The sequence below is a fragment of the Klebsiella sp. P1CD1 genome, from assembly GCF_003790505.1.
Classification (GTDB): domain Bacteria; phylum Pseudomonadota; class Gammaproteobacteria; order Enterobacterales; family Enterobacteriaceae; genus Klebsiella; species Klebsiella variicola.
In genome coordinates this window covers 2,297,302-2,324,284 of record NZ_CP033631.1, presented here as the reverse complement: position 1 = coordinate 2,324,284, position 26,983 = coordinate 2,297,302, and the positions used below count along the sequence as shown (strand labels likewise).

Below are 26,983 nucleotides of genomic sequence, written 5' to 3'. Positions count from 1 at the left end.
TCAATAAGCAATCAGCGGGGCGCTGGCAAGCATAAAAGCGGCGTCAGCAATTATTTTTTCTTATGCCACTTATCATCATCGCCTTTCTCGTAGCTGTTCTTCACCGCCGCCCAGGCGACTTTGTGCGCCGTCTCTTCGCGGCTGGCGTCATCGCGCCTCTCATCTTTATCTTTATATTGATCCCAGGCGCTGTTAAACGCTTCTTTATAAATTTCCTGCGCATGAGCAGGCAGAACATGCTGAACGCTGTCGGGGAGTTCTTGTTTATTGCGATAGGGCATACTGACCTCCTGTTTGAGCATTAAATTTAAGTCTGGTACGCAAGCGGCTGGCTATCAAGGTCAAAATGAGTAGAAAAATTATTTTAGTAATTATCTGAATAGTAAGAACTAAATAGTGGTAAACATAAATTATAATAAACTAATCAAGATATCACTCGATACCCGTAAATTTAAGTAAAAAACCAGCGGTAATTTATCAAAATCTGTTACTTTACCGCCCTACGTTTTTATAATTATAACACCTGCATAAATGGAGATGGTTCATGACCCATGCACATGAGGCGGTAAAAACCCGCCATAAGGAGTCTTCCCTCGTCTTTCCGGTGCTGGCGCTGGCGGTGCTGTTTTTCTGGGGCAGCAGCCAGTCACTGCCAGTGGTTATCGCAATTAATATCCTCGCGCTGGTCGGTATTTTAAGCAGCGCCTTCAGCGTGGTCCGCCACGCCGACGTCCTCGCCCACCGCCTGGGCGAACCCTATGGCTCCCTGATTCTCAGTCTGTCGGTGGTTATCCTTGAGGTCAGTCTGATCTCCGCCTTAATGGCCACCGGCGACGCCGCGCCGACCCTGATGCGTGATACGCTCTACTCCATTATTATGATCGTCACCGGCGGTCTGGTCGGTTTCTCTCTGCTGCTGGGCGGGCGTAAATTTGCCACCCAATATATGAATCTGTTCGGCATTAAGCAGTATCTTATCGCCCTGTTTCCGCTGGCGATTATCGTGCTGGTGTTTCCGATGGCGCTGCCGGGCGCAAACTTCAGCACCGGGCAATCGCTGCTGGTGGCGGTGATCTCGGCGGCCATGTACGGCGTTTTCCTGCTGATTCAAACCAAAACCCATCAGAGTCTGTTTGTTTATGAGCATGAAGACGACAGCGACGATGACGACCCGCACCACGGTAAACCGTCTGCCCACAGCAGCGGGTGGCATACCGCCTGGCTGCTGGTGCACCTGGTGGCAGTGATCGCAGTCACCAAAATGAACGCCAATCCGCTGGAAACGCTGTTGACCAGCATGAACGCCCCGGTGGCCTTTACCGGCTTCCTGGTGGCCCTGCTGATCCTGTCGCCGGAAGGCCTTGGCGCCCTCAAAGCGGTGCTCAACAATCAGGTACAGCGGGCGATGAACCTGTTTTTCGGCTCCGTACTGGCCACCATCTCGCTGACGGTCCCGGTGGTCACCCTCATCGCCTTCCTGACCGGCAATGAGCTGCGCTTTGGCCTTGGCGCCCCGGAGATGGTGGTGATGGTCGCTTCGCTGGTGCTGTGCCATATCTCCTTCTCCACCGGGCGCACCAATGTGCTGAACGGCGCGGCCCACCTGGCGCTGTTCGCCGCCTATCTGATGACCATTTTCGCCTGACCCCGCTTACCCGCCCGGCGGAGTCCGGGCGAAAAAAAAGCCTGCCGGTGTTAACACCGGCAGGCTTTTTCTGTGATGCGTTCAGGCTTACTTGCTGGTATCCAGCTCGTCGAAGCTTTTCACCAGATCGTCAATCGCTTTCATCTGCTTGAGGAACGGCTCCAGTTTATCCAGCGGCAGCGCGGACGGGCCGTCGCATTTCGCGTGGTCCGGATCCGGATGCGCTTCGATAAACAGACCGGCGATACCTACCGCCATACCGGCGCGGGCCAGCTCGCTCACCTGCGCGCGGCGACCGCCGGAGGCAGCGCCAAACGGGTCGCGGCACTGCAGCGCGTGGGTGACGTCGAAGATAACCGGCGAGTTGTTGGAGGCTTTCTTCATCACGCCGAAGCCGAGCATATCCACGACCAGGTTGTCGTAACCGAAGTTAGCGCCGCGGTCGCAGAGGATCACTTTGTCGTTACCGCCTTCGATAAACTTATCGACGATATTGCCCATCTGACCCGGGCTGACGAACTGCGGCTTCTTGACGTTGATCACCGCCCCGGTTTTGGCCATCGCTTCCACCAGGTCAGTCTGGCGCGCGAGGAAGGCCGGAAGCTGGATCACGTCCACCACGTCAGCCACCGGCTGCGCCTGGCTGGCTTCATGAACGTCGGTGATGATTTTCACGCCAAAGGTCTGCTTCAGCTCCTGGAAAATCTTCATCCCTTCTTCCAGACCCGGACCACGATAGGAGTGGATGGAGGAACGGTTGGCTTTATCAAAGGAGGCTTTGAAGACGTAGGGGATGCCAAGCTTCTGCGTAACGGTGACGTAATGTTCACAGATGCGCATCGCCAGGTCGCGCGACTCCAGCACGTTCATCCCGCCGAACAGCACGAACGGCAGGTCGTTCGCTACGTTGATATCACCAATGCTAACCACTTTTTGTTTCATAAGTTCGCCTTATCAGGGTGTAACCGGAATGGTTCCAGACTAATGCAATGTAATTTGTTTGTGCGAAATCGTGTTGATCTGCGCGCGGATCATCTCACTGATCGGATCCTCCGGGCACTGCTCAACGAAATAGCTCAGATCCAACAGCGCCACGTGATCGCAGTCCAGCTGGGCGTATATCAGCCCGCGGTCGCGGATCTCATACGGATCTTCCGGGTTAAACTGCAGCAGCGCTTCGCTGGCGCGCAGAGCCAGCTCCATCTGCCGCTCTTCCATCAGCGCCGACTTCAGGGTGTCCAGCAGCTTGCGGATCACCTCGGCGTTATCCGCTTCGTCGAGATCTTCATTAAACAGTTCCGCCACCGGCCCGATGTTGCCCTTCAGCCATACCTCCAGGGTATGTTCGTCGAGGGTCTCGCCGTTAAACGGATTAATCAGCCACATCTCTTCGCTGGTTTCCGGATCCGCACGCAACAGCATTTGGGTCGGGAAGATCACCGGCACCACCGGCAGCGCCAGGCGCTGGGCGATCCACAGCAGGATCGCGCCTAACGACACCGCGCTCCCCTGACGGTTGACCAGCACTTTATCCAGCCATAACGCGTCGGAAAGACGATAAATGCCCTGCGACGCGCCAAAGCCCCACTCGTCGTAAAACAGCGCCAGCAGGCGTTCTATCTGGCGCTCCTGGTCCCACGACGGCGCAATCTCCTCCTGCGCGAGGCGCAGCAGCCGCTGCAGCTCTTCCTCGACAAAACGCGACGGAAAATCGTCGCGGACCTGTTCAGAAATGAGGACCATGCCATCACACAATGGCGCTTTGTTAAATTCGAAATCCGCTAATGACCCCATGCCCTACCCCAGTATCGGTATTCTTGTGATGGCGAGTTGAATGATAATAAACAACACCACCAGCGCCAGCAGGAACGCGATAAAACGGCTCTGCTGGCTGCGCGGACGACGGCGGCCCAGCGCGATAAAACCTAATGCGATGTAAATGATAACGCCAAACAGCTTTTCAGTCAGCCATGCGCCGTCTTCGGTGAACGGCAGGTAGTGCGTTATCGCCATTAAACCCGCACCGCTGAGAAACAGCAGCGTATCGCTGCAGTGCGGCGCAATTCGCACCCACCGCTGGTTCAGCAGCGGGCTCTGATGATACATCCACCAGTAACGTAAAACGAACAATCCTACCGACACCACCACGCTGGCGATGTGCAGGTAGAGGACAGCCGTGAATAAGTTCATCAGCCAACGTTCTCCATGTCGGGTAAACGTCCGAGAGTCAGACGTTCATTGTCGCCATAGTCGCGACAGGTCGCGACGTCGAGATAGCCCGCTTCGCGGAACAGGGCGCGAACCGCCTCGCCCTGGGTCCAGCCATGCTCCAGCAGCATCCAGCCGCCGGGCAGCAGATACTGCCGTCCCTCGCGGATAATCTGCGCCAGATCCGCCAGCCCCTGATCGGCAGCAACCAGCGCCGTCAACGGCTCAAAGCGCACATCGCCCTCGGCGAGATGCGGGTCGGCGGCGTCGATATAGGGTGGATTACTGACGATCATGGCAAAACGCTGCCCGGCCAGCGCGCTAAACCAGTCGCTTTGCCGTATCGTCACGTTAGCGATGTCCAGATGAGCGGCATTGCGCAGTGCCAGCGCCACGGCGTCCGGCATCACATCCACCGCGGTGACCTCGCAATCCGGACGCTCGCTGGCCAGCGCCAGAGCAATGGCGCCGGTCCCGGTGCCGAGGTCGAGAATACGGCACGGCGCGGCAGGCAGTCGCGCCAGCGCCTGCTCCACCAGACACTCGGTATCCGGTCGGGGGATCAGCGTCGCCGGGGAGACGAACAGCGGCAGCGACCAGAACTCACGCTGCCCAACCAGGTGGGCAATGGGTTCTCCGCGCTGACGTCGCTGCAGGAGCGCCTCCAGCGTCGTCGCCTCGTCAGCGGACAGCGTCGTTTCGCCGAAGGCCAAAATCCAGGTGCGCGCCCGGCCGGTAACATGTCCCAGCAGGATCTCGGCATCGCGTCGCGGGCTGTCGCTTTCACGCAGCCGGGCGATCGCCTGCTGCAGCCAGGCCTGAAAGGTCATCATTCCTGCTCGGACAGCGCCGCCAGCTGATCGGCCTGATATTCCTGAACAATTGGCTCAATCAGCATATCGAGTTTGCCTTCCATGGTTTCATCCAGACGATAAAGCGTCAGGTTGATGCGGTGGTCGGTCACGCGCCCCTGTGGGAAATTGTAAGTGCGGTTACGGTCGCTACGATCGCCGCTGCCCAGCAGGTTACGGCGCGTGGAGGCTTCCGCCTGCTGACGCTTGGCCACTTCGGCGGCGCGGATACGCGCCCCCAGCACTGACAACGCCTTGGCTTTGTTTTTATGCTGGGAACGTTCGTCCTGACACTCCACTACGATGCCGGTCGGCAGGTGAGTAATACGGATAGCCGAGTCGGTGGTGTTGACGTGCTGACCGCCCGCGCCGGAGGAGCGGAAAGTATCGATGCGCAGATCCGCCGGGTTAATGTCCGGCATTTCGGCTTCCGGCAGCTCCGGCATCACCGCCACGGTGCAGGCGGAGGTATGAATACGCCCCTGCGATTCGGTGGCCGGCACACGCTGCACGCGATGGCCGCCGGATTCAAATTTCAGCCGACCGTAAACGCCGTCGCCGCTGAATTTGGCGATCACCTCTTTGAAACCGCCGTGTTCACCTTCGTTGGCGCTGAGGATCTCCACCTGCCAGCGACGCGATTCCGCATAGCGGCTGTACATGCGGAACAGATCGCCGGCAAACAGCGCCGCTTCGTCACCGCCGGTTCCGGCGCGCACTTCCACGAAAGCGTTACGCTCGTCATCGGGATCTTTCGGCAACAGCAGCACCTGCAGCTGTTGCTCCAGCTGGTCGCCTTTTTCTTTGGCGTCACGCAGCTCTTCCTGCGCCATTTCGCGCATCTCCGGATCGTCGAGCATCATCTGCGCAGTTTCGATATCCTCCTGCACCTGACGCCAGTCGGTATAGCAGCGCGCCACATCGCTCAGTTGAGCATATTCCCGCGACAGCGCGCGGAATTTATCCTGATCGGCAATCGTCGCGGCATCGCCGAGCAGCGCCTGCACTTCTTCATGGCGCTCGTACAACGCTTCCAGTTTGGCAACAATAGAAGACTTCATAGGCGTGAATTCACCCTGTCCTGAAAATAAGAGAAAGGTGCGCTATTCCAGCCCGAGGCTGTTGCGCAGAATATGCAGGCGTTCGTCGTCCCCGTCACGGGCGGCCTGCTGAAGAGATTTGGTTGGCGCGTGGATCAGGCGGTTGGTCAGCTTGCGGGCCAGATCCTGCATAATTTCCTGGGCATCACCGCCCTGCTCCAGCGCGGCCAGCGCCTTCGCGGTCAGCTCCTCACGGACCTGCTCAGACTGAGAACGGTATTCGCGAATCGTCTCGCTGGCGCTCTGCGCGCGCAGCCAGGCCATAAATTCGCTGGTCTCCTGCTCGACGATCGATTCCGCCTGCACCGCCGCGGCTTTACGCTGCGCCAGGTTATGCTGAATGATGTTTTGCAGATCGTCGACGCTGTAGAGGTAGGCGTTGGCCAGCTTGCCGACCTCCGGTTCGACATCGCGCGGGACGGCGATATCCACCAGCAGCATCGGCTGGTTACGCCGCGCCTTGAGCGCGCGCTCCACCATACCTTTGCCGATAATCGGCAGCGGACTGGCGGTGGAGCTGATAATAATGTCGGCCTCTTTCAGCCGTTCGTCGATATCACTGAGGGCAATCACCTCGGCGCCCACTTCGTCCGCCAGCGCCTGGGCGCGTTCGCGGGTGCGGTTGGCAATCACCATTTTGCGCACGTGATGTTCGCGAAGATGGCGCGCCACCAGTTCGATGGTTTCACCGGCGCCGACCAGTAACACGGTGACGCTGGAGAGCGATTCAAAGATTTGCCGCGCCAGGGTACAGGCGGCGAACGCGACGGAAACGGCGCTGGCGCCGATATCGGTTTCGGTACGCACACGCTTTGCCACCGAGAACGACTTCTGGAACATCCGCTCCAGTTCGCTGACGTTAAGATGACCGCGGCTGGAATCAGCAAACGCTTTTTTCACCTGGCCGAGGATCTGCGGCTCGCCCAGCACCAGCGAATCGAGGCCGCTGGCGACGCGCATCAGATGGCTGACGGCGTCATTATCCTGGTGCCAGTAGAGGCTCTTACGCAGGTCTTCTTCGTTGAGGCCGTGATAGTTGCACAGCCAGCGGATCAGCGCTTCCTGCAGATTGTCCTGCTCTTCGACGCTGAGATAGAGTTCCGTGCGGTTGCAGGTCGACAGCACTACCCCACCCTGCACCATCGGCTGAGCCAGCAAGCTCTCCAGCGCCTGATCGAGCGTTTCCGGCGAAAACGTCACGCGTTCTCGCAGGTCGACCGGCGCTGTTTTGTGATTGATGCCAAGAGCTAAAAGGGTCATTGTGAGGGAGTAGTACCAGCGTTGCTAAGGTTAGTCTGAGTGCATCATACAGGATGCGCGTAATCAATAAAAGAGAGGCTCCCCTTTTGGAGTAATAGCCAAAGCAAGACCGCCATTAACGTTAATTTTTTGATTTCAGACAACTTGAACGTAGACGCTATCGCCCGGCGACGCTAGCATTAAGGGTTATAAATGTAACCTGCTACACAAATCGGCCCGCTATTCCCCTGCCGCCGTTTTTCCCTGTAGACATCAAGGATTTGTCATCATTATGAATCGACTGTTCCGCTTGCTGCCGCTGGCCAGCCTCGTCCTCACCGCCTGTTCTCTTCATACGCCGCAAGGGCCTGGCAAAAGCCCGGATTCGCCGCAGTGGCGTCAGCACCAGCAGGCTGTTCGCAGCCTCAACCAGTTCCAGACTCGCGGGGCGTTTGCCTATCTTTCCGATGAGCAAAAAGTCTATGCTCGCTTCTTCTGGCAACAGACCGGCCAGGACCGCTATCGCCTGCTGCTGACCAACCCGCTGGGCAGCACCGAGCTGTCGCTGACCGCGCAGCCAGGCAGCGTGCAGCTGATCGATAACAAAGGCCAGACCTACACCGCCACCGATGCCGAAGAGATGATCGGCCGCCTGACCGGGATGCCGATCCCGCTGAACAGCCTGCGCCAGTGGATCATCGGCCTGCCGGGCGACGCCACCGACTATTCGCTGGACGATCAGTACCGTCTGCGTGAACTTAACTACACGCAAAATGGCAAAACCTGGCACGTCACCTACGGCGGCTACACCAGCGATACCCAGCCAGCCCTGCCGTCTAATGTCGAGCTGAACAATGGCGCTCAGCGCATCAAGCTGAAGATGGATAACTGGATCGTGAAATGATGAGCCGCTGGCCCTCTCCTGCAAAACTGAATCTGTTTTTATATATCACCGGCCAGCGGGCCGATGGCTACCATACCCTGCAGACGCTGTTTCAGTTTCTCGACTATGGCGACACCTTGACCATCGAACCGCGAACTGACGGTCAACTGCGCCTGCTGACGCCGGTGGCCGGCGTGCCGGACGAGGAGAACCTGATCGTTCGCGCCGCGCGTCTGCTGATGCGTGCCGCCAGCGAAAGCGACCGCCTGCCGGCGGGTAGCGGCGCCGATATCAGTGTCGACAAGCGCCTGCCGATGGGCGGCGGCCTGGGCGGCGGCTCATCCAATGCCGCCACCGTGCTGGTGGCGCTCAACCATCTCTGGGGCTGCGGTCTCTCTGAAGAGGAGCTGGCGACCCTGGGCCTTCAGCTGGGGGCCGATGTGCCGGTCTTCGTGCGCGGTCATGCCGCCTTTGCCGAAGGAGTCGGCGAAATTCTGACGCCGGTGGAGCCCGAGGAAAAATGGTACCTGGTGGCGCACCCGGGGGTCAGTATTCCGACGCCAGTCATTTTTCGCGATCCGGAGCTACCACGAAATACCCCGCGCCGGTCAATTAATACGTTATTAAATTGTGAATTCAGCAACGATTGCGAGCTTATCGCAAGAAAACGTTTTCGCGAGGTTGATGCAGCGCTTTCCTGGCTGTTAGAATATGCGCCGTCACGCCTGACCGGCACAGGGGCCTGTGTGTTTGCTGAATTTAACACCGAATCCGCTGCCCGTCAGGTGCTGGACACTGCCCCGGCATGGCTAAATGGCTTTGTAGCGCGCGGAGTTAACCTCTCGCCGCTCAAGCAGGCCCTGCTCTGAATCCTGCGCCGTGATGGCGCAACGATAACGAGTCAACCGGGGAAATTGAGTTACGGTGACAACGTCACCCTGTTCCAGACGTTGCATCGTGCTCTTTAAATACACCGACTGGATCGAATGGCGCCAGCCCGCACATTATTGGCCCACTCATCCACCACTGGACGCATGCCTGAGGTTCTTCTCGTGCCTGATATGAAGCTTTTTGCTGGTAACGCCACCCCGGAACTAGCACAACGTATTGCCAACCGCCTGTACACTTCTCTTGGCGACGCCGCTGTAGGTCGTTTTAGCGACGGCGAAGTCAGCGTACAAATCAATGAAAACGTACGCGGTGGTGATATTTTCATCATCCAGTCCACTTGTGCTCCCACCAATGACAACCTGATGGAACTGGTTGTTATGGTTGATGCTCTGCGTCGTGCTTCGGCAGGTCGTATCACCGCCGTTATCCCTTACTTCGGTTATGCTCGCCAGGACCGTCGTGTTCGTTCTGCTCGTGTGCCAATCACCGCGAAAGTGGTGGCGGATTTCCTGTCCAGCGTCGGCGTTGACCGCGTGCTGACCGTTGACCTGCACGCAGAACAGATCCAGGGCTTCTTCGATGTGCCAGTTGATAACGTGTTCGGCAGCCCAATCCTGCTGGAAGATATGCTGCAGCTGAACCTGGACAACCCGATTGTGGTTTCTCCGGACATCGGCGGCGTCGTGCGTGCCCGCGCTATCGCTAAACTGCTGAATGATACCGATATGGCTATCATCGACAAGCGCCGTCCGCGCGCCAACGTCTCCCAGGTGATGCATATCATCGGCGACGTGGCTGGTCGTGACTGCGTGATGGTCGACGATATGATCGACACCGGCGGCACCCTGTGTAAAGCGGCAGAAGCGCTGAAAGAGCGTGGCGCGAAACGCGTATTCGCTTACGCCACGCATCCGATCTTCTCCGGTAACGCTATCCAGAACATCAAAAACTCTGTGATTGATGAATTTGTCGTTTGCGATACCATTCCGCTGGCACCCGAAATTAAAGCGCTGGATAAAGTGCGTACTCTGACGCTCTCCGGTATGCTGGCTGAAGCTATTCGCCGTATCAGCAATGAAGAATCTATCTCTGCTATGTTCGAACATTAATCGAGCCGAGCATAAAAACCCGCTGCGGCGGGTTTTTTTGTCTCTGAATTTTTAATTCTTCCACAAAATCATTCGGCATGCGTCAAGGCGGCAAGTGAATGAATCCCCGGGAGCGTACAGGCAGTACGTGACCGGGGTAAATGAACGCAGCCAACACAGAGGCATCCCGAAGGATGACGTGGAAATGACCAATGCCTCCTTCACCTGCCATTTAGTTGACAGATGATGCGCTCATGGATGAAACATTATTGTGAACAGATTATTTTCCTCACATGTGATGCCTTTCCGCGCCCTCATCGACGCTTGTTGGAAAGAAAAGTACACCACCGCCCGCTTTACCCGCGACCTGATCGCCGGGATCACCGTCGGGATCATTGCGATTCCGCTGGCGATGGCGCTGGCGATTGGCAGCGGTGTGCCGCCGCAGTACGGCCTCTATACTTCAGCGGTGGCAGGGATTGTGATCGCCTTAACCGGCGGGTCGCGCTTTAGCGTTTCCGGTCCGACCGCCGCCTTTGTGGTGATCCTCTATCCGGTTTCCCAGCAGTTTGGTCTGGCGGGGCTACTGGTGGCGACGCTGATGTCGGGGATCTTTTTAATTCTCTTTGGTCTGGCGCGCTTTGGCCGTCTGATCGAATATATCCCGCTGTCGGTGACTCTCGGTTTCACCTCCGGGATCGGTATCACCATCGGTACCATGCAGATTAAAGACTTCCTCGGCCTGCAGATGCCCCATGTGCCGGAGCATTACCTGCAGAAAGTGGCGGCGCTGGCGATGGCCCTGCCAACGATTAACCCCGGCGATGCAGCCATCGGCGTCGTCACCCTTGGCACCTTGATCCTCTGGCCGCGGCTGGGTATCCGTCTGCCGGGCCACCTTCCGGCGCTGCTGGCTGGCTGCGCGGTGATGCTGGTGGTTAATTTGCTCGGCGGCGATGTCGCCACAATTGGCTCGCAGTTCCACTATCAGCTGGCAGACGGCACTCAGGGCAACGGTATTCCACAGCTGCTGCCGCAGCTGGTACTCCCCTGGGATATGCCGGGCTCAAACTTTACCCTGAGCTGGGCCTCGCTGCAGGCCCTGCTGCCTGCCGCGTTCTCCATGGCGATGCTCGGCGCCATTGAGTCTCTGCTGTGCGCGGTGGTGCTCGATGGCATGACCGGTACCAAGCATAAAGCCAACAGCGAGCTGATTGGCCAGGGGCTGGGCAACATCGTTGCGCCGTTCTTCGGCGGGATCACTGCCACCGCGGCGATTGCCCGCTCGGCAGCGAACGTCCGCGCCGGCGCCACATCGCCGGTTGCCGCCGTGATCCACGCCCTGCTGGTGATCCTGGCGCTGCTGATCCTCGCCCCGCTGCTCTCCTGGCTGCCGCTGTCGGCGATGGCCGCCCTGCTGCTGATGGTGGCATGGAATATGAGCGAGGCGCATAAAGTGATCAACCTGCTGCGCCACGCACCGAAAGACGACATCGTGGTGATGCTGATGTGCATGTCGCTGACGGTGCTGTTTGATATGGTGATTGCCATCAGCGTCGGGATCGTGCTGGCCTCGCTGTTGTTTATGCGCCGTATCGCGCGCATGACCCATCTGGCGCCGGTCAACGTCGAGGTGCCAGACGATGTGCTGGTGCTGCGGGTGATTGGGCCGCTGTTCTTTGCCGCCGCCGAAGGCTTGTTCAACGACCTGGAGACCCGGATCGCCGGCAAGCGCATCGTGGTGCTGAAATGGGACGCGGTGCCGGTTCTCGACGCCGGTGGTCTGGATGCCTTCCAGCGCTTTGTGAACAAGCTGCCGGAAGGCTGTGAATTGCGCGTATCTAACCTCGAGTTTCAGCCGCTGCGCACGTTAGCGCGCGCCGGCGTCAAGCCGCTGCCCGGACGCCTGAGCTTCTACCCCGATCGTCAGGCCGCGCTGGCTGACCTGTGATCACCCGGCGGCAGGCCCCTGCGCCTGCCGCATCAAGGCTCCGGTCGCCTGCTGCAGCCAGCTCAGCACCGCCGGCGTCATCCAGGTGCCCTTCATCAAATGCGGCTCCTGCTCCATTGCCCGACGAAACTTCTGCAACGTCTGCGGCCGGGTACCAGCATAGGACTGAAACAGTTCAAGCCACGCCCGGGCCAGCGCCTGACCCGACGCCGAGTCCGGCGCTACGCCCTCCCGGCACGCCTGATGCAGCTTCGCCACCAGCGCAGGCCACTCCTGTAGCCGGTCGAAATAGTGCCGGCGGGTGAACGCCATCTCCTCGTCGTCGAGGTAACGCGCCCAGATGGCCAGTTTGCTTTCGGCAAAGGCCTCGGTGATAAAGGCGATGATGGCCGGGGTGACGCCGGTCTGTTCAACCATTTGCGGCTCGGCGGCATGCATCTCGTTCAGGCGGGTCAGAAACTCCGGGCGCCCTGCCGTATCCTGCTCCAGGCGCTCCATCCAGCGCGTCGCCATACTCATCGCCTGCGGACTGTCCGTCGGGCAGCCGCTCGCCATCAGCGTCTGCACCTCCTCTGTTAGCTCGCGCCACGCCTGCGCGCGCTGTTCATCCTGTGCCGCAAACGGCAGCGCGGCTAACTCCTGTTGACTAAACCAACGATCGTACATTTTCATTAACTCCAACGTCTGTAGCCAGGACTCCAGATCGGGTTCATTGCCGCCCGCCAGCGCCTCGCGCAGCACCAACAGCCGGTCGCGCAGCCTGCCGACATCGCGCAATTGGGCGTTGAGCGTCTCTATCTGCTGCGTCAGCAGCTCGGGTAGCGACAGCGTTTGCCGATCGAGATAGTCCTTGATGGTGGCGAGCGTCAGCCCGGCCTGCGCCAGCGCCTTTATCATATGCAGGCGCTGAACCGCGGACAGGTTATAGAGCCGATAGCCCGCCTCGCTTCTGGCCGAAGGCGTTAACAGCCCCGTCTGTTCATAATGATGCAGCGTACGCACCGTCATTCCGGCGCGCTTCGCCAGCTCTCCCACCTGAATTAACATGACTGCTCCTCTCTGTGGCCAGGTCCGCTACTCTGCTGCCTGACGTAACGTCAGGGTCAAGCGAAAACCTCATTAGCTATTCATTTTGGTGGCAACCTTAGCAGCACGGAGGTCAGGACGGAATGGGGTCGTATGGTGATGGGGAAAAGAGGAGGAAATAACGAGAGTCACAGGAAAACGCATCGGCCTTCAGGGGCCGATGCGGGAAATCATGCTACGGTTAGCTGTGGCGATGCTGATTACGACGGCAGCGTTTATCATAGTGGCGCACCCACCAGTAGCGGTCGCTGACCTGCTCGTGGCCGCCAATACGGGCACCGGCCAGCCAGAGCACGGCGCCAACGAAGATGCTTAAGATTGCGCCATGTGCAAAGAATTGCGGCAGGTTAAGCTGCGGAAGCTGGTTCAGAATGGAGTAACCTACCCCCACAACCATCACCACCAACCCTAACCCCATGAGTACGTTACCGAGTAACGAAGCGTTTTTGCGTTTCATGTGTCACCTCCGGACTTTGGGTTGCCAGGGAATATCCCCAAATCTTATAGGTGTAGTATAGACAGGGTCCCTGCCCTGGAGTGCGCCCACGATCACATTAGTGAACACCGATTAGACAAATATTTACAAATAAGCCTCTGAACAATATCAAATTCTAATGATTCAGGTGGGTAATCATCAATGCTGGTATTGTCTCGTGGGCAGAACTTTGTCAAGCGCGCCCGCAGACAGTACACTACGCGGCAGAGAATGCCCCATGCAGGAAAGAAAACGTGACCATTAAACTGATTGTCGGCCTGGCCAACCCCGGTGCGGAATATGCCGCCACCCGGCACAACGCTGGCGCCTGGTATGTCGATTTACTGGCGGATCGCCATCGTGCGCCGCTGCGCGAAGAGAGCAAGTTCTTCGGCTACACCTCGCGCATCAATCTGGCGGGCGAAGACGTTCGCCTGCTGGTTCCTACGACGTTTATGAACCTCAGCGGTAAAGCAGTGGCTGCAATGGCGACCTTTTATCGCATCAACCCGGATGAAATTCTGGTCGCCCATGATGAGCTGGATTTGCCGCCCGGGGTGGCGAAATTCAAGCTTGGCGGTGGCCACGGCGGCCACAACGGCCTAAAGGACATCATCAGTAAGCTCGGCAATAACCCGAACTTTCACCGCTTACGCGTCGGGATCGGCCATCCGGGTGACAAAAACAAGGTTGTCGGCTTTGTACTCGGCAAACCGCCGGCCAGCGAGCAGAAACTGATTGATGATGCTGTCGACGAAGCGGCGCGCTGCACCGAAATCTGGTTAAAGGACGGGCTGACCAAAGCCACCAACCGCTTACATGCCTTTAAGGCGCAATAAGCCGTTGTCGTGCGGCATTTTTGCCGCGCACCGTGTATAATAGGCAAAGCTATTCAATTTTCTGCAATCTGTTGCTTATAACAGATTGATTATCCAAAGATTAAGGTGATTTAAATCATGGGATTCAAATGCGGTATCGTCGGTTTGCCCAACGTCGGCAAATCCACCCTGTTCAATGCGCTCACCAAAGCGGGTATTGAAGCGGCCAACTTCCCCTTCTGTACCATTGAGCCGAACACCGGTGTCGTACCGATGCCCGATCCGCGTCTGGACAAGCTGGCTGAAATCGTCAAACCGCAGCGCATCCTGCCGACGACGATGGAATTCGTTGATATCGCGGGCCTGGTGAAAGGCGCGTCCAAAGGTGAAGGTCTCGGCAACCAGTTTCTGACCAACATCCGTGAAACCGAAGCTATCGGCCACGTGGTTCGCTGCTTTGAAAATGACAACATTATCCACGTTAACAACAAAGTGGATCCGGCTGACGACATCGACGTTATCAACACCGAGCTGGCACTCTCCGATCTGGACACCTGCGAGCGCGCTATCCACCGTGTGCAGAAGAAAGCTAAAGGCGGCGATAAAGACGCTAAAGCTGAGCTGGCGGCGCTGGAAAAATGCCTGCCGCAGCTGGAAAATGCCGGCATGCTGCGTTCACTGAAAAACCTGACCGACGAAGACAAAGCAGCGATTAAATACCTCAGCTTCCTGACGCTGAAGCCGACCATGTATATCGCCAACGTCAATGAAGACGGCTTTGAGAATAACCCTTATCTCGATAAAGTCCGTGAAATTGCCGCCGCCGAAGGTTCTGTGGTCGTCGCCGTTTGCGCCGCCGTTGAGTCCGATATTGCCGAGCTGGACGACGCTGACCGCGACGAGTTTATGGCCGAGCTGGGTCTCGAAGAGCCAGGCCTCAACCGCGTGATCCGCGCCGGTTACGAGCTGCTGAATCTGCAGACCTACTTCACCGCAGGGGTGAAGGAAGTTCGCGCATGGACCATCCCGGTCGGGGCAACCGCCCCGCAGGCAGCCGGTAAGATCCACACCGACTTCGAAAAAGGTTTTATCCGCGCGCAGACCATCGCCTATGAAGATTTTATTACCTACAAAGGCGAACAGGGTGCAAAAGAAGCCGGTAAAATGCGTGCTGAAGGTAAAGACTACATCGTGAAAGATGGCGATGTGATGAACTTCCTGTTCAACGTCTGATCCCGCTGGCTGGCGTTTTCGCCACCACCGCGTCATAAAAATCCACGCAGCGGCGTGGATTTTTTTTACCCGGACGACACGCTACTCCACAATATGGGTCTCTTCAGCCGCCTCATAGCCATCAACGATCTGCACAATTTTCTTTAATTCGCCCTCGATGAAAGCCGGGGTGGCGCTTTCCCCTGAGGCCGGGTGATGAAGCTCCACCGAGATGCCGCTGGCGGCATTGGTCAGTGACAGGCTGATCTCCAGCTGTCCCGCTGCGGACGATGGTCGCCCGATTTGCTGCACGATGGCCGCCGCCGCCGCGCGCGTATCAACGTCTGCGAGATGCCCCCACCTCATTTCAACATGTCCCTGCTGCCCTGCCTTTATCACCTGCAGCGTATAGCCGCTTCTTGCCGTTGCCATGTCTTTTCCTCCGGTTTCGTTGCCCGGGCGTCACATTATCAGCCCGGTTTTATCAGCAAAGTTCGTTCACGTGCGCCTTGCCGTTAATGACTCTTTTCCACATAGGTCTGCATGTTTTCTTTGGTCACTAACTCAAACGGGATCCAGACATGAGACTCGACCTTTTCTCCTTTAATCAACTTCAGCGCTACCGCTAAGGCCGTTTTGCCCTGACCGACGGCGTCCTGGAAGACCGTCACCTGGATCTTATCGCTGGCCAGGGCTTTCAGCCCGTCCGGCGTGGCGTCGATCCCACCGATCAACAGCTTCTTCTGGCTCTTCTCCAGCGCCATCGCCGCGCCAATCGCCATCTCGTCGTTGTTCGCCGCCACAATATCAATCGCTTCCCCGTTGCCTGTCCAGTTCTGCATCAGATCCATTCCCTCGCTGCGGGAATAGTTGGCCGGCTGTTTCTGCACCACTTTCATTGCCGGATATTTGGCCACCACCTGCTCGACGTCTTTGGTGCGCTGCAGCGCGCCGGCGTCAGTGAGATTGCCGATCATGATGGCGACATTGCCTTTGTAGTTCGCCAGCTTCGCCAGCGCCTCCATCTGCAATGTGCCGGACTCCCGCTCGTCCGAACCGACAAACACCACGCCAGGCGGTAACGTTTTATCCCCCGGCGTCCGGTTCACATACACCAGCGGCATTTTGGCCTGCTGCGCCATCTTCGTCAGCTGCGGGGTGCTGGCGGAGTCCACCGGGTCGACGATGATCGCGTCCACGCCGGAGGCGATAAAGCTCTGCACCTGATCGGCCTGGCGTCCGGTGTCGCCGCGGGCGTCTTCAAACTGCACGTCGACATGACGGGCGCGGGCCTCTTTCTCAATGGACTGGCGGATAATGGTGAGAAAGTTTTGATCGAAGTAGGCCATTGAGACGCCGATCTTCTCCGCCAAAGCCGAGGCGGAACTGGCCAGTAACCCCACTAACAGGATGATTTTACAGTGCTTCATAGCATGCCCTCAGAGGTCGAAATGAAATTTTCAATATAAACATAAATGGTATATTTAAATCATTTTCAGACTACGAAGGGCGTTCAGTTCTTGCAATAAGGATGTAAAGAAAATGTTGCCATGCGCACACTTTATTTCACCGCCTCACTCACTGAGGGCTCACCGGTAGGGGGGATCGCCGCGGGCGGCGCCTGCTTTCGCTTCAGCAGGGCATACTCCACTATCAGCTGTTGCAGATGCAGCTCCGCGAGGCTTTCCCGGGCGGCAGGCCAGGGTTGATCAACGGGAAGCACGGCCAGCTGGCGTAGCTCCTCCTCCAGCGGAACGGCGCGGTTAAACGACTGCATGATGGCAAACACTGCGGTTTTCAGTTCGCTCACCGTGAGGTATCTCCCCTTCTGCTCGTCGAGGGCATTGAGCTGGCCGGCGAGCCGCTGCAGCTGCTGCATTCCCTCGGACCAGCCGGTGAGGTTTTCCGCGGGCAGTGCGGCAGCGCTCAACTGCTGCCGCCACTGCTGCGCCAGCGGTTGTGCTTGATCCGGCCAGCGACTCAGGGCCTGCCGGACCAGCTGGTCGCCGTAGCTTACCGCCCAGTCCGGCGCCAGGCGGGCGAGCTCGCCAAGCTGGCGCTGCGTCTGAGGCAGATCCACCGGCATCAGGGGAGATGCCCCCGGCAGGCCCGGTATCACATTTTGGGTCACCGAAATGGGCGGTAAATCGGACTGACGCAACGCCAGCCATCCACCGACGGCGATGCCCGTCACCGCCAGCATGGTGACCATCCCGGCGACAAACGGCTTCCAGCGCGGCGCGGTTGCCGGAGAAGACGCCACCACTGGCGCGGGCCGCTTTGCAGGTAAAGGCGGCGCAAGCGGCTCAGCCTTTGGCCTACGTTTTAGTTCTGGCACTGGTTCAACCTTCGCCGCATCCTCTTCGCTGACCAGAGCGCCGGGAAGTTCCGCGTCAGACACCGCCACCGGCGGCGCGGTGGGGAGCGCTGGCGCAGGGTCGAGATTCTCGAAGCGGCTTACCGTGCTGTGCAGCAGCGCCCGCAGGTCGCTCAGCGGGTTTTCAGGCCCGATCTCAAGGCGCTGGAGCACTGCGTCGAAGCTCTGCAGCGAACGTTCAGCCTGACCAAGCGATTCGAGATCCGCCGGGGCGAGACTGAGAGTGCGGAGCACCTGCCGCAGCCGCTTGCTCAGGGTGCGGAAGATCTCTGTCCGGGCCGGGAGCGCCTGCGGCCACAGGTTTTTCCCCTGGTGGGCCAGCAGCGACTCCATTAGCGACAGCCCCTCGTGGATCCCTGCCAGCCCGCCCAGCCTGGCGCGGGCCAGCGTATACCAGGCGACAGTCTGCAGATCCGCGCCGTGATGCTCCAGCAGCGAGCGGGCAAGCTGCTCGGCATACGGCCAGTTAATATCCGGCCGCGCCGGGTGGCTGAGCTTGTTCATTTCCGCACGCAGGGCAATAAAATCAGCCAGCGTGCGCGGGTCGCCACCGGTTTTATAGTGGCGTTCGTCGTGTGTTGTCATCATGATGTCTTTCAGCGAGAGATTAGAGGGCGGAGCGGGCGTCAAGATACTGCTGGCGTTTGAGGTGGCGGATCAACACCCTGCCCTCGGGCATAAACTCTGTGCCGTAACGCACCAGGCCAATATCCTTCAGCTCCGCATCAATGGCATAGCGCAGTTCGCCGGGCGCATGCTGATCGAGCATCACCACCGCGATCCGCTGCAGGCGCGGTTCGTATTTCAGCAACACCGCCGATAACGTGCTCATCAGCTGATGCGCCGACGCCGGCATCCCCTGGAGGATAGCGGTCATATCCGGCAGGCCGTAGTCCGGCAGATGCGCCAGCGTTCCAGCCCGACAGTTAAGGATGCGCTGCATGTTATCGAGCACCGACAGGATGACCTGATCCGTTTCGCTGACAGTATTCAGGTCAAGCCCGCCGGCGAAGTTGCCGTACAGGATGTCATACAGGGAGGGACGAGGCATTTTCACTTCTCCTTAAGCGGGTGCAGCGTCAGTTGATTTTGGCTGGCTTCGATAATGCGCGGCCTCGCCGGGTCAAGATCGTCCCGGGTGAGTACCAGCCGCCAGCTGTTTTGCGTCAGGTCTGGATCGATAAACATGGCCGCCACCGCCACAAACTGCGCGCGGGTTTCCATGGGCATATCGACGGTCACCGACTCGCCCGGACGCAGGCGAACATCTTTTTCCGCCACCCGGTCCGCCTGCAGCGCCTGGCCATCGCCGGCAAACAGCGACGGGTAGTCAGTATTGTCAAACGCCTGCCGATCCTTAAGCTGGTAAATACGCACCACCGTCGCCAGGGAGGCGCCTTTGGCGTTGTTATTCACCCCTTCCCGGGCGCGAAGATCCAGATGCAGGGTTTTCACCTGGGGGTAAAAAATGGACTGGGTCACGGAAACGGCGCCGTCTTTTACGGTCTGCGTCAGGCCGCAGCCGGTTAAGACGGTAACCATAAGGAATGCCAGCAACCTGGCGGAGGGTTTAACTGCGGTAATCGCCATCTTCATCGCTCTCCCTGCGGTGGATATTTTCCCGGACGCGCTGATAGCGCCCCAGATAAATCGTGGTCCTGTCGTCAGCCTGTTTCTGCGCATCCAGCGGACGCAGCACAGCGGTACGGCCAAGCTGGACGGCATGCGCCTGCTGGCAGCAAAGTTGCGCATCCGGCAGTAAATGGCGGGCGACGCAAAGCTGCAGCCGCACGTCGAGATGAGATCCGAGCCAGACGTGCAGGAGCGCCATCAGGTCGCTGAACAGTTCGCCGCCAGGCAGCCAGCCGCGGACCTCATCAGGCTTTTCCGTCGCCAGCTGCAGCAACACCTGACTGTTCACATCCGTGGCGTGGGTTCCCATCACTGGCCTGTGTTGCAGGCTAACCGGCTGGCGGATGCTCATCGTTAACGGCTGCGACAAGGGGATCCGGCAGGGATCGTGGTGGTACACCGTCGCCCGGGTCCCCGGGGCCAGGAGCGCCACCAGCGCCTCCATGCCTTCCCCGGATCTCCCCGGCAGCATCATCACCGGCAGCAGCGCCAGAAATCGCGACAGCGGCGCTGCGGCAACGGCGGCACATCCCGGTATGCCCAGCCCCGCCAGGCCCAGCAGATACTGCGAGGTGTTGTCCGTGCCACCCGCCCGAAAGGTTGCCGGGTAGGAATATTTGCGCCAGATACGGTAATACTGGGCGATCAGCCGATGGTTAAAGATATCGAGAAAATCCTCGGTCGCCTCGACGCCTTCCCGCCGTTGCGCAATGTCATCGCTATAGTGGGTCGGCAGCGGGGATTCCACGCCGTAGAGTCCCATAAAAGTAACGCGAACCGCCGGCGGACGGGGCGGTTCAGGATCGTCCATTCCACGGATTTCGCCAGCCGGAAAGCCCATCCCCGGATGCGGGCGAAAGCGTATGGGTTCATCACCTAATAGCCAGCCGCTGCCGATGATCGGCGCCTTCGGATGGTTCTTCTCCAGCAACTGGCAGAAGCGGTAAAAATTCATGTACGGCAACTGAGGCCGGAGCTGAGCCATCAGCCGGGCAGGCGCAGACTGTGATTCTCTTTCCACCGGATACATTTCCCTTCAGGTTGAACAATGAGCGTCAGCTGGTTGAACTGATTCATATCGGCATACAGTGCGAAAAAGCGGTTGAGCATGTCGCCAAACAGGTGGACATCGCCCGCGCCGGTAAATCCGCTACCGTCGAGAGTCACTTCGATATCCAGCCCGCGCAGCAGGAATCCCTGTTCGAAACGCTGAATTCGGTGATGGCTGACCGCCAGAATAGCGTCCAGACGACGGTTATTGAGCTCATCCTCCCGCCAGTTGTAGAGCGACAGCGTACCGCGCAGTACCTCGGCGCTGCTCATCATATTGAGAAAACGGGTGCCCAGATGGCTCATGACCCGCCAGTGGTAGCGGTCTTCCGTCGGGGGATATACCGGCAATGTGGGCTTACAGAGATTGCGGACGGTAAGCGGCGTGGCTGATATCGACTCACAGCGATCCAGCAGCGTGCTCTGTAGCGCCCGGCGCGGCAGCTGGCCGTTAGTGCCGGTGATGCGCAAGGAGACCGTTTCCCGCGCCAGCGCCCGGTCAGCCTCCCATTGCTGTCCGCCGAGGATAAGCCAGGTATCGTGCATGCCGGTGACGCCCCGTTTGACGCGGGTGTGGTAGTAGCGCTCCGGCGCATGGCGACGCATCATTCCCCCCTGGTGACGAAAGCGGGTGAAAGGCACATAGCGCGCCTCCCCGGTGCGCCCGGAGCCGGTCACGCTGTCGACAGAATAGATTTCGGTATGCCCGTCCTGCAGGCGCTTCGGACGCAGGAGGTATTCGCTCTCCAGCCCGCAGATGGTCAACGGATCGGCCTCGAGGGTAAACAGGTTAATCACCGGCACACAGTGCAGGCGCAGGCTGCTTGCGCTGACGGGTAAATCGCTTTGCCAGACCTCGCTGAACACCACCTCAAGCGTGAAATGCGATATCCCCGCCGGCAGGGTGATGTTTTCCAGGCCATTTAGCTGCACGAACATAAATTTTTCGCGAAAGGTGAAATACTCGAGCAGCAACTGATAGCCGCTGAAAGCGCTCTCCCCCTTCGGCCATAAACGATCCTCCTCGCTGAATCCCCCCGGGGAAAAATAGCCGTCGAGGCTTATCCGCTCTGTCTGACCCGGCAGGCGCAGGTACAGCGCGGCCTGGCGTCGGGTCAGCCACAGATGGAGGGCGCTGCCGGTAACGGCGTCTTCTCCCAGGTACAGCGACAGGCGGCGGAGATCGGTCTGCGACCAATCAGCCAGCTCGCTACAGGCGAAGCGTAGCCGCAGGACCGAACGTCCGTCCGGCTCCGCCGTCATCACCGCCTCCTCTATCGCCAGCGGATTAAGCGTCAGATCGCGGGTGGTTCGGTACCGGCACACGGTATTTTTCGGCCCCAGTGGGCGGGAGCTAATCTCAAACCCGGGGGTCACCGTTTCCGCCATCTTCATCGCCGGCAGCGTTGGGGTCAGCGCCACGATCGATAGCGATGGAATGGTGCGCAAATAGTGCGGCCACAGCATGCTGACCAGCCCCTCGGTCAGCTCCGGCAGATCATCATCAATTTTTTCGCGCAAGCGACCTACGGAAAAGGCAAAGCCTTCAAACAGGCGCTCAACGTAAGGGTCCGGCGTACCGGCTTTATCGAGATCCAGCATCGCCGCCCGATCGGGGTGAGCCTGCGCGAACGCTTTTGCCGCCTCGCGCAGGTAGCGCATTTCAGCGTCAAAATATCGCAGGGTTAAATCGTCCATTATGAATATTCCATTATTCGTCTACAGGGAGACACGCAGCATGGCTGCGCGGTCAGATTAGTTGGCCGTCGGGCGGCCATGAGCGAAGGAGGCCTGGCGTTGCAGGTCAACGCCAATCAGTCTGGGAGGCGGTTTCAGTATCCCTCTTCTCCGGGTATATCGTCGGTCAGCGGAACACGCTCAGCAGGCGCGCGCACGCTGAATATCGTCTCCGGTAGCGTAAAGTTTCGCAGAGACAGCAGCGCCAGCGGTCCTTCCCCCGCCTCGGTACGCAGCGTGTAGTTCAGCAACAGACCATCCGGCGCTTTCCAGCTCAGGCTCCAGCTGCTGCTCGTTCCGGGATAAGCGCTGACTACCGCCTTATCCAGCAGTCGGATCCACCCCCAGGCGCCCGGGAAATCGCCATACTGGCGGGTGCCCGCCCGGGTACTGATCCAGCTCAGACTAGCGCCCGGCGCTTCGGTGTCGGCGGGCCAGCTGAACCGCCGCCAGGCCGGCATCTGGTTCATATAGACAAGTTTCTGACTGTCGATGACCAGCTCCGTCTGCATCACACCGTCCGCCGTGCCGGGGCGTAGCGCAAAATGCAATCCCGCTTCGCCGTTAGCGAACGCGACGTCGGAGAGATGGCTCAGGGTATTCATCGCCTGCAGAAAGGCCGGGTTAAATGTCAGTCCCTGAGCATTGATACTGTCCGCCATCCAGCGGCTCCCCTCTTTATGCAGCACACCGTTCAGCCGGGTCTGCAGAAAGCGGGCGATGCGCCCGGTCTCGCTATTAAGATATTTTGCCAGCAGCGGCAGAGAGACTTCACTGCTGGTATTTTTAAAGGGGTAGCGACCGCCAAAAGCGCTATTCCAGTCCTCCACCACCGCGCTGCGCCACTGGGCGTTGAGACTTTCCGCCGCCGGGGTCAATACCTGCTGCCAGGCCTGCTCCATCGGGTGAACAAACAGCGTCTGCCCAAAACCACTCCACTCCTGGCCCAGTCCCGCCGCCACCAGGCTGCCGTAGTCGCGCGTTTCGGTTAAATCCACGGCCTTGCCCTGGAACACCGTCTGCGCAAGCAACCGGGTCATCGCCTGCGGGTCGGTGGCGTTGGTGACCTGCTGCAGGCGCAGACGCACCTGGGTGACGCGGGTCAGGAAGGTCTGCAGGCTAAGACGGCTGGTGGGCGTCCCGCCGTCGCGATTATCCAGCAGCGCCAGCACGGGTCCGAAGGTGGCATCCAGAGGACCGCGCGCGCCGGACCGTTGATCGATGGCGGGCGAGTTATCACGGTTAAACAGTTGCTTTGCCGATTTGACCAGCGAATCGGCGATGGCTTCCCCGGTCTGGCCGGTTCGCCCCTGCACGCTCAGGGTGTTCATCAGCGCCACCAGCGGCGACTGGCGCACATCGGCCATCAGGGTCAGCTGGTCAATGGCATCGGAGAGGGTCGCCGCGCGCTGCCAGCGCAAGCAGTTGAGAAAATCCAGCCAGGCGCCGCTAAAATCAGCGAAATAACGCTCCGCCAGCCGGGCTCGCAGAGTTTCCGGCGACATCAACTGCGCGGCAGTTTGCTTCGTGTCGCTCAGCACCCAGTCCATTTCATCGCGGCGTTCCGCGACCACTTTCTCAATGGCCGACTGCACGGCCTGCTCCCAGGCCTGACGGGTAAACATTCCCGGCACCACCTCATCAGTGCTGAACAAACGCGAAGCATCGGTGTCGGCAGTCATATCCGCCAGGCGCATATCGGCATACTGATTCGCCACCTGCGCGAGCATCTTCTGATAAAGCGTGGACTCACTGTTGCGCTGGCCCAGTTGGCGAATTAACCGTGTGCGCACCTGGCTGACCAGCACGTCGTCGGTATGCAGACGCCACTGCGGATGCGATGCCAGGCTGGCGGCATAAAATGCCAGCAGCGAAGGGCCGCTGCCCTGCCAGACGGCGTCGGCGATGCCTGAGCGCTGCGACCACTCGCGCATCAACGCTCCCGCAAACCACGCAGCATCCATTCTCTCCGGGCGGGCCAGCATCAGGTACAGTTTCAACTGGTCGTAAGCGGTCTTCGTCATCTTCTCACGCAGCGGGCTGTCCGGCGGCAGCTGTACGAAGGCGGTGAGCTGCTCTTCCAGATGACGCGCCGCCGCATCGCGCAGCAGCGGCTGCGCCCTCTCTCCGTAGCGCGGAAACAGCGCCGCCAGCAGGTCATCGTTCTGACTGAGGCCAGCGCGGGCATACCACGGCGCGCCGTGCTGCGAGCGGTATTCCAGTTTAGAAAACGTTTTCTGTAACGCGGAGAGCGCATGCAGGCGTACGGCCAGCGGCTGTTTTCCCGCCGAGGCCTGCTGCACCTGCTGCTGTGCGGTCGCCACCAGGTGGCGGTTGGCGATAAAAGAGACTGTCATTGAGGCGGCCCAGAGTAACATCAGGGCAGCAGCGGCCACGCTCATCCCACGCATCCAGTTGACTCCCTGTTTGCGCGGACGTAGACCTGCGGGTAATTCCGTCATCCTGTCCGGCAGAATATCCCAGCTGTTATCCCGGCCCCAGTGATGGCTGATGCTGCGGCCGGCCTCCGCCGACGGCGCGCTGAACACCACTCCGGCCAGCGGCTGCGGGCGGTAAGGATTAAGCAATACCGATAACGGCTCCGTCACCGTTTCCGGTTTACGGGTCAACTGATCGGCCAGCGTGAGTAAAAAATTGTGCTGTGGCTGACCGCAGACCTGCTGTATGCCTTGCGCGGTCAGCTGCGGTATCAGCCCGGTAAGCTGTCCGGCGAGCGTCTGCGGTGAACAATTCGCAGGCAACAGGCACCCCACTGGCTGGGTGACGCGCCCGGCCTGTTCTCCGGCGCGTGGATGCAGCGACCAGACGTACAGTGGCAGCTTCCAGCCCAGAGCCTCATAGCGAAGCTTTAAAGCATGAGACACGCTATCCATTGCATCTGGCGTGAGACCTGAGGTTGCGCTGTTTTCCGTTGCCGGCATACCGTCCAGCGCTGAGGTCACCCAGACCATTCCGTCCACCGCACGGCGGCGCAGTTTACGCAACGCAGCCAGCCAGCCTGCATCGGCCGGAGTCGCAGGATCGCCACCCCACAGCAGCACAGTCCCCCGGTCTTCCTGCCAGAGTTCCCTGGTGAGTTTTGGGGCCAGTTGTTCCACATCACTGACTGAGCCGGTCATCAGCAGGATGCGGACTTTGCTATGCCAGAAATGACCGTAAGTATGTCGCAGAACTTGTTGTACGTCGTTTATTATCTTTTTACTTATGTCTACCTGTTTCAAATGAGCACTATTGTTTGACCAAGTATTCTGTTTATCATTTAACTTACGGAAAAAACGCAATCTTGATGCAAACGCAACAAGTGAGTACCGACTGACTAGCAACAAAGAGAGGAAAACAGGAACTGCGAAAATAGTACAGAGCACCCGAAATTTTTCTGCTGGTTCCATCAATCCCAGGGATGGTCCCCACAGGTAATATAGTAGAAACAAAATAACAGTAATAATAACGACAAAAAAAAACGCCAGAAAATTTAATAAGGATTTTCTTCATGTTATAATAAACCTCTAAACACTGGCAACCGAGTTAAACAAATGAGAGTTCAAAACATCATTATTTTTATTTACCAATAAATACTGTCCTGGGGGAAGATGCTCATTTACATAACTCAATTGCAAAAACTCGGTAAGAGGCGGGCATTTACATAAATAGTTGTCTGAATCAACGTATATATACGACGAAAGTGCACTTTCCGACATTACATCTGTTGTTTTTAACACCACTTTTTTAAGCTCTTCTTCATTCAACCCAGAATATATAACACCAGATAGCCGCCTCCCTTCATTAACCCTTCCCCAAAGGAGCGATTTATCTATTCCTACCCAATCACATTCTGGTCGAAAAAAAGCCCCTAAAGATGAGTGACCAACAGTCTCACCATCATTTCTCAGTCTTCCCAACAAAAACATCACAGATTCAGATTTATCGTCGATTTCATCGTCAAGTAATTCTGCGCCATAAAAACTGGCGGCAATAAGAACTATATATTCATCAGAAGAGCTATCCAGCAAGTTATCGATGGATTCAGATAAGTTTCTACTAAACTCAATATCCCCCCCCCGGATATATATTATCAAGTCGTTCTTGCCAAATCTTTTCCATCAGAGGTTTTAAATTATCATTAAGAGCGCATATCACTTTTACCCTAACATATTTAGGCAAAAGGGTTATATGCATATGGATATCATTAATTAGAAATCCCATTATTTTATTAAATAAAATAGCATTTCTATCCTGTATTTGATGAATGCTATTTAATTCATTTATTGGGGAATTAAAACTAAGATATCTGGACATATGCGTTAACTTTGGTGCATAGCGAACAGGCAATAAATCCCCCTCTATGATATTAGTCACACCACCATTTAAATCAGGCAATCTGACCTGTAACTCAATGACCTCAAGATAGGCCCTTCCTTTTTGAAGCAACTCCTGATAATAATCCAGGCGAGTTTTATTCCAGTAAACTGTTTCGATATTCTCATTATTCCATATTATAACTCTGAAGAAAAATACAGCCCCGCTTAAGAGTAGCGGCACCAGCAATAACTCAGACCAGAAAGCATAATTATTTTTTGATAAATACTCAGGAAAATAAACCAAAAAAACACATACATATACAGCAAGAATACAAACACAAATTCCGAATTCAACCCATAATGATAATGTTTTTTGGGATGTTTTCTCTTCCGAAGGAATATCAAAAATATTTACTGGCAT

26 protein-coding genes are annotated in these 26,983 nt (G+C 57.8%); 7 read left to right on the top strand and 19 right to left on the bottom strand.

What is annotated here, in order from left to right; translation table 11 throughout:
- Window positions 1-50 precede the first annotated feature (50 nt).
- Window positions 51-281, bottom strand: coding sequence for a putative cation transport regulator ChaB (chaB, locus tag DTA24_RS11610; RefSeq protein WP_008804392.1), 231 nt, complete (start codon window positions 279-281; stop codon window positions 51-53).
- A gap of 263 nt (window positions 282-544) precedes the next feature.
- Between chaB and chaA the strand changes: the two genes are divergently transcribed.
- The gene (gene chaA / locus DTA24_RS11605) at window positions 545-1,645 is read left to right on the top strand and encodes a sodium-potassium/proton antiporter ChaA (RefSeq protein WP_008804391.1); all 1,101 of its coding nucleotides are present in this window, start codon (window positions 545-547) and stop codon (window positions 1,643-1,645) included.
- A gap of 87 nt (window positions 1,646-1,732) precedes the next feature.
- Here the strand turns inward: chaA and kdsA are convergent, their stop codons facing one another.
- Genes kdsA through hemA form a run of 6 tightly spaced genes read right to left on the bottom strand, consistent with a single transcriptional unit; the run spans window position 1,733 to window position 7,064 of the window.
- Window positions 1,733-2,587, bottom strand: a complete 855-nt coding sequence (gene kdsA / locus DTA24_RS11600; RefSeq protein ID WP_002910393.1) for a 3-deoxy-8-phosphooctulonate synthase — start codon at window positions 2,585-2,587, stop codon at window positions 1,733-1,735.
- A gap of 39 nt (window positions 2,588-2,626) precedes the next feature.
- Window positions 2,627-3,439: an invasion regulator SirB1 gene (gene sirB1, locus DTA24_RS11595; RefSeq protein ID WP_008804390.1), complete on the bottom strand. Its 813-nt coding sequence runs from the start codon at window positions 3,437-3,439 to the stop codon at window positions 2,627-2,629.
- 3 nt (window positions 3,440-3,442) lie between these two features.
- Complete coding sequence (gene sirB2 / locus DTA24_RS11590) at window positions 3,443-3,835, bottom strand: invasion regulator SirB2 (protein ID WP_008804389.1); 393 nt, start codon at window positions 3,833-3,835, stop codon at window positions 3,443-3,445.
- Window positions 3,835-4,683: a peptide chain release factor N(5)-glutamine methyltransferase gene (gene prmC / locus DTA24_RS11585; RefSeq protein WP_032735945.1), complete on the bottom strand. Its 849-nt coding sequence runs from the start codon at window positions 4,681-4,683 to the stop codon at window positions 3,835-3,837. Before prmC ends, sirB2 begins: the two co-directional genes overlap by 1 nt.
- Window positions 4,683-5,765, bottom strand: coding sequence for a peptide chain release factor 1 (prfA, locus tag DTA24_RS11580; RefSeq protein WP_008804387.1), 1,083 nt, complete (start codon window positions 5,763-5,765; stop codon window positions 4,683-4,685). The genes prmC and prfA overlap by 1 nt, the downstream gene beginning before the upstream one ends.
- 42 nt (window positions 5,766-5,807) lie before the next feature.
- Complete coding sequence (gene hemA, locus DTA24_RS11575; RefSeq protein WP_012541339.1) at window positions 5,808-7,064, bottom strand: glutamyl-tRNA reductase; 1,257 nt, start codon at window positions 7,062-7,064, stop codon at window positions 5,808-5,810.
- 271 nt (window positions 7,065-7,335) lie between these two features.
- Here hemA and lolB point away from each other — a divergent pair, with 271 nt between their 5' ends.
- The 4 genes from lolB (at window position 7,336) to dauA (ending at window position 11,856) form a co-directional block, all read left to right on the top strand.
- On the top strand, window positions 7,336-7,947 hold the full coding sequence (gene lolB, locus DTA24_RS11570; RefSeq protein ID WP_008804385.1) for a lipoprotein insertase outer membrane protein LolB: 612 nt from the start codon (window positions 7,336-7,338) through the stop codon (window positions 7,945-7,947).
- Window positions 7,947-8,795 carry a 4-(cytidine 5'-diphospho)-2-C-methyl-D-erythritol kinase gene (gene ispE / locus DTA24_RS11565; protein WP_012541338.1) on the top strand — a complete coding sequence of 283 codons (849 nt, stop codon included), beginning with the start codon at window positions 7,947-7,949 and terminating at the stop codon, window positions 8,793-8,795. Before lolB ends, ispE begins: the two co-directional genes overlap by 1 nt.
- Window positions 8,796-8,978: 183 nt before the next feature.
- On the top strand, window positions 8,979-9,926 hold the full coding sequence (gene prs / locus DTA24_RS11560; protein WP_002910407.1) for a ribose-phosphate diphosphokinase: 948 nt from the start codon (window positions 8,979-8,981) through the stop codon (window positions 9,924-9,926).
- Window positions 9,927-10,176: 250 nt separating this feature from the next.
- Entirely contained in the window at window positions 10,177-11,856 is a 1,680-nt protein-coding gene (dauA, locus tag DTA24_RS11555; protein WP_071787626.1) for a C4-dicarboxylic acid transporter DauA, read from the top strand.
- Here the strand turns inward: dauA and DTA24_RS11550 are convergent, their stop codons facing one another.
- Entirely contained in the window at window positions 11,857-12,903 is a 1,047-nt protein-coding gene (locus DTA24_RS11550) for a MerR family transcriptional regulator (protein WP_008804381.1), read from the bottom strand.
- Between the two features lie 220 nt (window positions 12,904-13,123).
- A complete protein-coding gene (ychH, locus tag DTA24_RS11545) occupies window positions 13,124-13,399 on the bottom strand; it encodes a stress-induced protein YchH (protein ID WP_002910437.1) in 276 nt (91 codons plus the stop codon).
- 272 nt (window positions 13,400-13,671) lie between these two features.
- Between ychH and pth the strand changes: the two genes are divergently transcribed.
- Both pth and ychF read left to right on the top strand, forming a co-directional pair.
- Entirely contained in the window at window positions 13,672-14,256 is a 585-nt protein-coding gene (pth, locus tag DTA24_RS11540; protein WP_004180389.1) for an aminoacyl-tRNA hydrolase, read from the top strand.
- 117 nt (window positions 14,257-14,373) lie between these two features.
- A complete protein-coding gene (gene ychF / locus DTA24_RS11535; RefSeq protein WP_008804380.1) occupies window positions 14,374-15,468 on the top strand; it encodes a redox-regulated ATPase YchF in 1,095 nt (364 codons plus the stop codon).
- Between the two features lie 81 nt (window positions 15,469-15,549).
- Here the strand turns inward: ychF and DTA24_RS11530 are convergent, their stop codons facing one another.
- The 10 genes from DTA24_RS11530 to DTA24_RS28820 form a co-directional block, all read right to left on the bottom strand.
- Window positions 15,550-15,879, bottom strand: a complete 330-nt coding sequence (locus DTA24_RS11530) for a DUF1869 domain-containing protein (protein ID WP_043875095.1) — start codon at window positions 15,877-15,879, stop codon at window positions 15,550-15,552.
- An 83-nt stretch (window positions 15,880-15,962) separates the two neighbouring features.
- Entirely contained in the window at window positions 15,963-16,877 is a 915-nt protein-coding gene (locus tag DTA24_RS11525; RefSeq protein WP_032730670.1) for a sugar ABC transporter substrate-binding protein, read from the bottom strand.
- Between the two features lie 131 nt (window positions 16,878-17,008).
- Window positions 17,009-18,412 (bottom strand): VasL domain-containing protein, encoded by a 1,404-nt coding sequence (locus DTA24_RS11520; protein WP_038421420.1) that lies wholly within the window; start codon window positions 18,410-18,412, stop codon window positions 17,009-17,011.
- Window positions 18,413-18,431: 19 nt separating this feature from the next.
- Window positions 18,432-18,875, bottom strand: a complete 444-nt coding sequence (gene tssE / locus DTA24_RS11515) for a type VI secretion system baseplate subunit TssE (RefSeq protein WP_004152261.1) — start codon at window positions 18,873-18,875, stop codon at window positions 18,432-18,434.
- A 2-nt stretch (window positions 18,876-18,877) separates the two neighbouring features.
- Window positions 18,878-19,414 carry a type VI secretion system lipoprotein TssJ gene (gene tssJ / locus DTA24_RS11510; RefSeq protein ID WP_077257008.1) on the bottom strand — a complete coding sequence of 179 codons (537 nt, stop codon included), beginning with the start codon at window positions 19,412-19,414 and terminating at the stop codon, window positions 18,878-18,880.
- Window positions 19,395-20,411, bottom strand: coding sequence for a type VI secretion system baseplate subunit TssG (gene tssG / locus DTA24_RS11505; protein ID WP_164481328.1), 1,017 nt, complete (start codon window positions 20,409-20,411; stop codon window positions 19,395-19,397). The genes tssJ and tssG overlap by 20 nt, the downstream gene beginning before the upstream one ends.
- Window positions 20,412-20,440: 29 nt before the next feature.
- The gene (tssF, locus tag DTA24_RS11500; protein WP_023340369.1) at window positions 20,441-22,204 is read right to left on the bottom strand and encodes a type VI secretion system baseplate subunit TssF; all 1,764 of its coding nucleotides are present in this window, start codon (window positions 22,202-22,204) and stop codon (window positions 20,441-20,443) included.
- Window positions 22,205-22,338: 134 nt separating this feature from the next.
- The gene (locus DTA24_RS11495; protein ID WP_206060572.1) at window positions 22,339-25,653 is read right to left on the bottom strand and encodes an ImcF-related family protein; all 3,315 of its coding nucleotides are present in this window, start codon (window positions 25,651-25,653) and stop codon (window positions 22,339-22,341) included.
- A gap of 117 nt (window positions 25,654-25,770) precedes the next feature.
- Window positions 25,771-26,274 (bottom strand): hypothetical protein, encoded by a 504-nt coding sequence (locus tag DTA24_RS28825; RefSeq protein ID WP_227508089.1) that lies wholly within the window; start codon window positions 26,272-26,274, stop codon window positions 25,771-25,773.
- Window positions 26,275-26,308: 34 nt separating this feature from the next.
- On the bottom strand, window positions 26,309-26,983 hold the full coding sequence (locus DTA24_RS28820) for a hypothetical protein (RefSeq protein ID WP_227523394.1): 675 nt from the start codon (window positions 26,981-26,983) through the stop codon (window positions 26,309-26,311).

What these genes read in the sequence shown, in the direction of transcription:
- DTA24_RS28820 (WP_227523394.1), bottom strand. Translation starts at nt 26,983, where the DNA reads ATGCCAGTAAATATTTTTGATATTCCTTCGGAAGAGAAAACATCCCAA.
- prfA (WP_008804387.1), bottom strand. Translation starts at nt 5,765, where the DNA reads ATGAAGTCTTCTATTGTTGCCAAACTGGAAGCGTTGTACGAGCGCCAT.
- DTA24_RS11495 (WP_206060572.1), bottom strand. Translation starts at nt 25,653, where the DNA reads ATGGAACCAGCAGAAAAATTTCGGGTGCTCTGTACTATTTTCGCAGTT.
- sirB2 (WP_008804389.1), bottom strand. Translation starts at nt 3,835, where the DNA reads ATGAACTTATTCACGGCTGTCCTCTACCTGCACATCGCCAGCGTGGTG.
- kdsA (WP_002910393.1), bottom strand. Translation starts at nt 2,587, where the DNA reads ATGAAACAAAAAGTGGTTAGCATTGGTGATATCAACGTAGCGAACGAC.
- DTA24_RS11520 (WP_038421420.1), bottom strand. Translation starts at nt 18,412, where the DNA reads ATGATGACAACACACGACGAACGCCACTATAAAACCGGTGGCGACCCG.
- ychH (WP_002910437.1), bottom strand. Translation starts at nt 13,399, where the DNA reads ATGAAACGCAAAAACGCTTCGTTACTCGGTAACGTACTCATGGGGTTA.
- tssF (WP_023340369.1), bottom strand. Translation starts at nt 22,204, where the DNA reads ATGGACGATTTAACCCTGCGATATTTTGACGCTGAAATGCGCTACCTG.
- chaB (WP_008804392.1), bottom strand. Translation starts at nt 281, where the DNA reads ATGCCCTATCGCAATAAACAAGAACTCCCCGACAGCGTTCAGCATGTT.
- tssG (WP_164481328.1), bottom strand. Translation starts at nt 20,411, where the DNA reads ATGAATTTTTACCGCTTCTGCCAGTTGCTGGAGAAGAACCATCCGAAG.
- tssJ (WP_077257008.1), bottom strand. Translation starts at nt 19,414, where the DNA reads ATGGCGATTACCGCAGTTAAACCCTCCGCCAGGTTGCTGGCATTCCTT.
- DTA24_RS11550 (WP_008804381.1), bottom strand. Translation starts at nt 12,903, where the DNA reads ATGTTAATTCAGGTGGGAGAGCTGGCGAAGCGCGCCGGAATGACGGTG.
- chaA (WP_008804391.1), top strand. Translation starts at nt 545, where the DNA reads ATGACCCATGCACATGAGGCGGTAAAAACCCGCCATAAGGAGTCTTCC.
- tssE (WP_004152261.1), bottom strand. Translation starts at nt 18,875, where the DNA reads ATGCCTCGTCCCTCCCTGTATGACATCCTGTACGGCAACTTCGCCGGC.
- ychF (WP_008804380.1), top strand. Translation starts at nt 14,374, where the DNA reads ATGGGATTCAAATGCGGTATCGTCGGTTTGCCCAACGTCGGCAAATCC.
- prmC (WP_032735945.1), bottom strand. Translation starts at nt 4,683, where the DNA reads ATGACCTTTCAGGCCTGGCTGCAGCAGGCGATCGCCCGGCTGCGTGAA.
- DTA24_RS11530 (WP_043875095.1), bottom strand. Translation starts at nt 15,879, where the DNA reads ATGGCAACGGCAAGAAGCGGCTATACGCTGCAGGTGATAAAGGCAGGG.
- sirB1 (WP_008804390.1), bottom strand. Translation starts at nt 3,439, where the DNA reads ATGGGGTCATTAGCGGATTTCGAATTTAACAAAGCGCCATTGTGTGAT.
- lolB (WP_008804385.1), top strand. Translation starts at nt 7,336, where the DNA reads ATGAATCGACTGTTCCGCTTGCTGCCGCTGGCCAGCCTCGTCCTCACC.
- DTA24_RS11525 (WP_032730670.1), bottom strand. Translation starts at nt 16,877, where the DNA reads ATGAAGCACTGTAAAATCATCCTGTTAGTGGGGTTACTGGCCAGTTCC.
- ispE (WP_012541338.1), top strand. Translation starts at nt 7,947, where the DNA reads ATGAGCCGCTGGCCCTCTCCTGCAAAACTGAATCTGTTTTTATATATC.
- hemA (WP_012541339.1), bottom strand. Translation starts at nt 7,064, where the DNA reads ATGACCCTTTTAGCTCTTGGCATCAATCACAAAACAGCGCCGGTCGAC.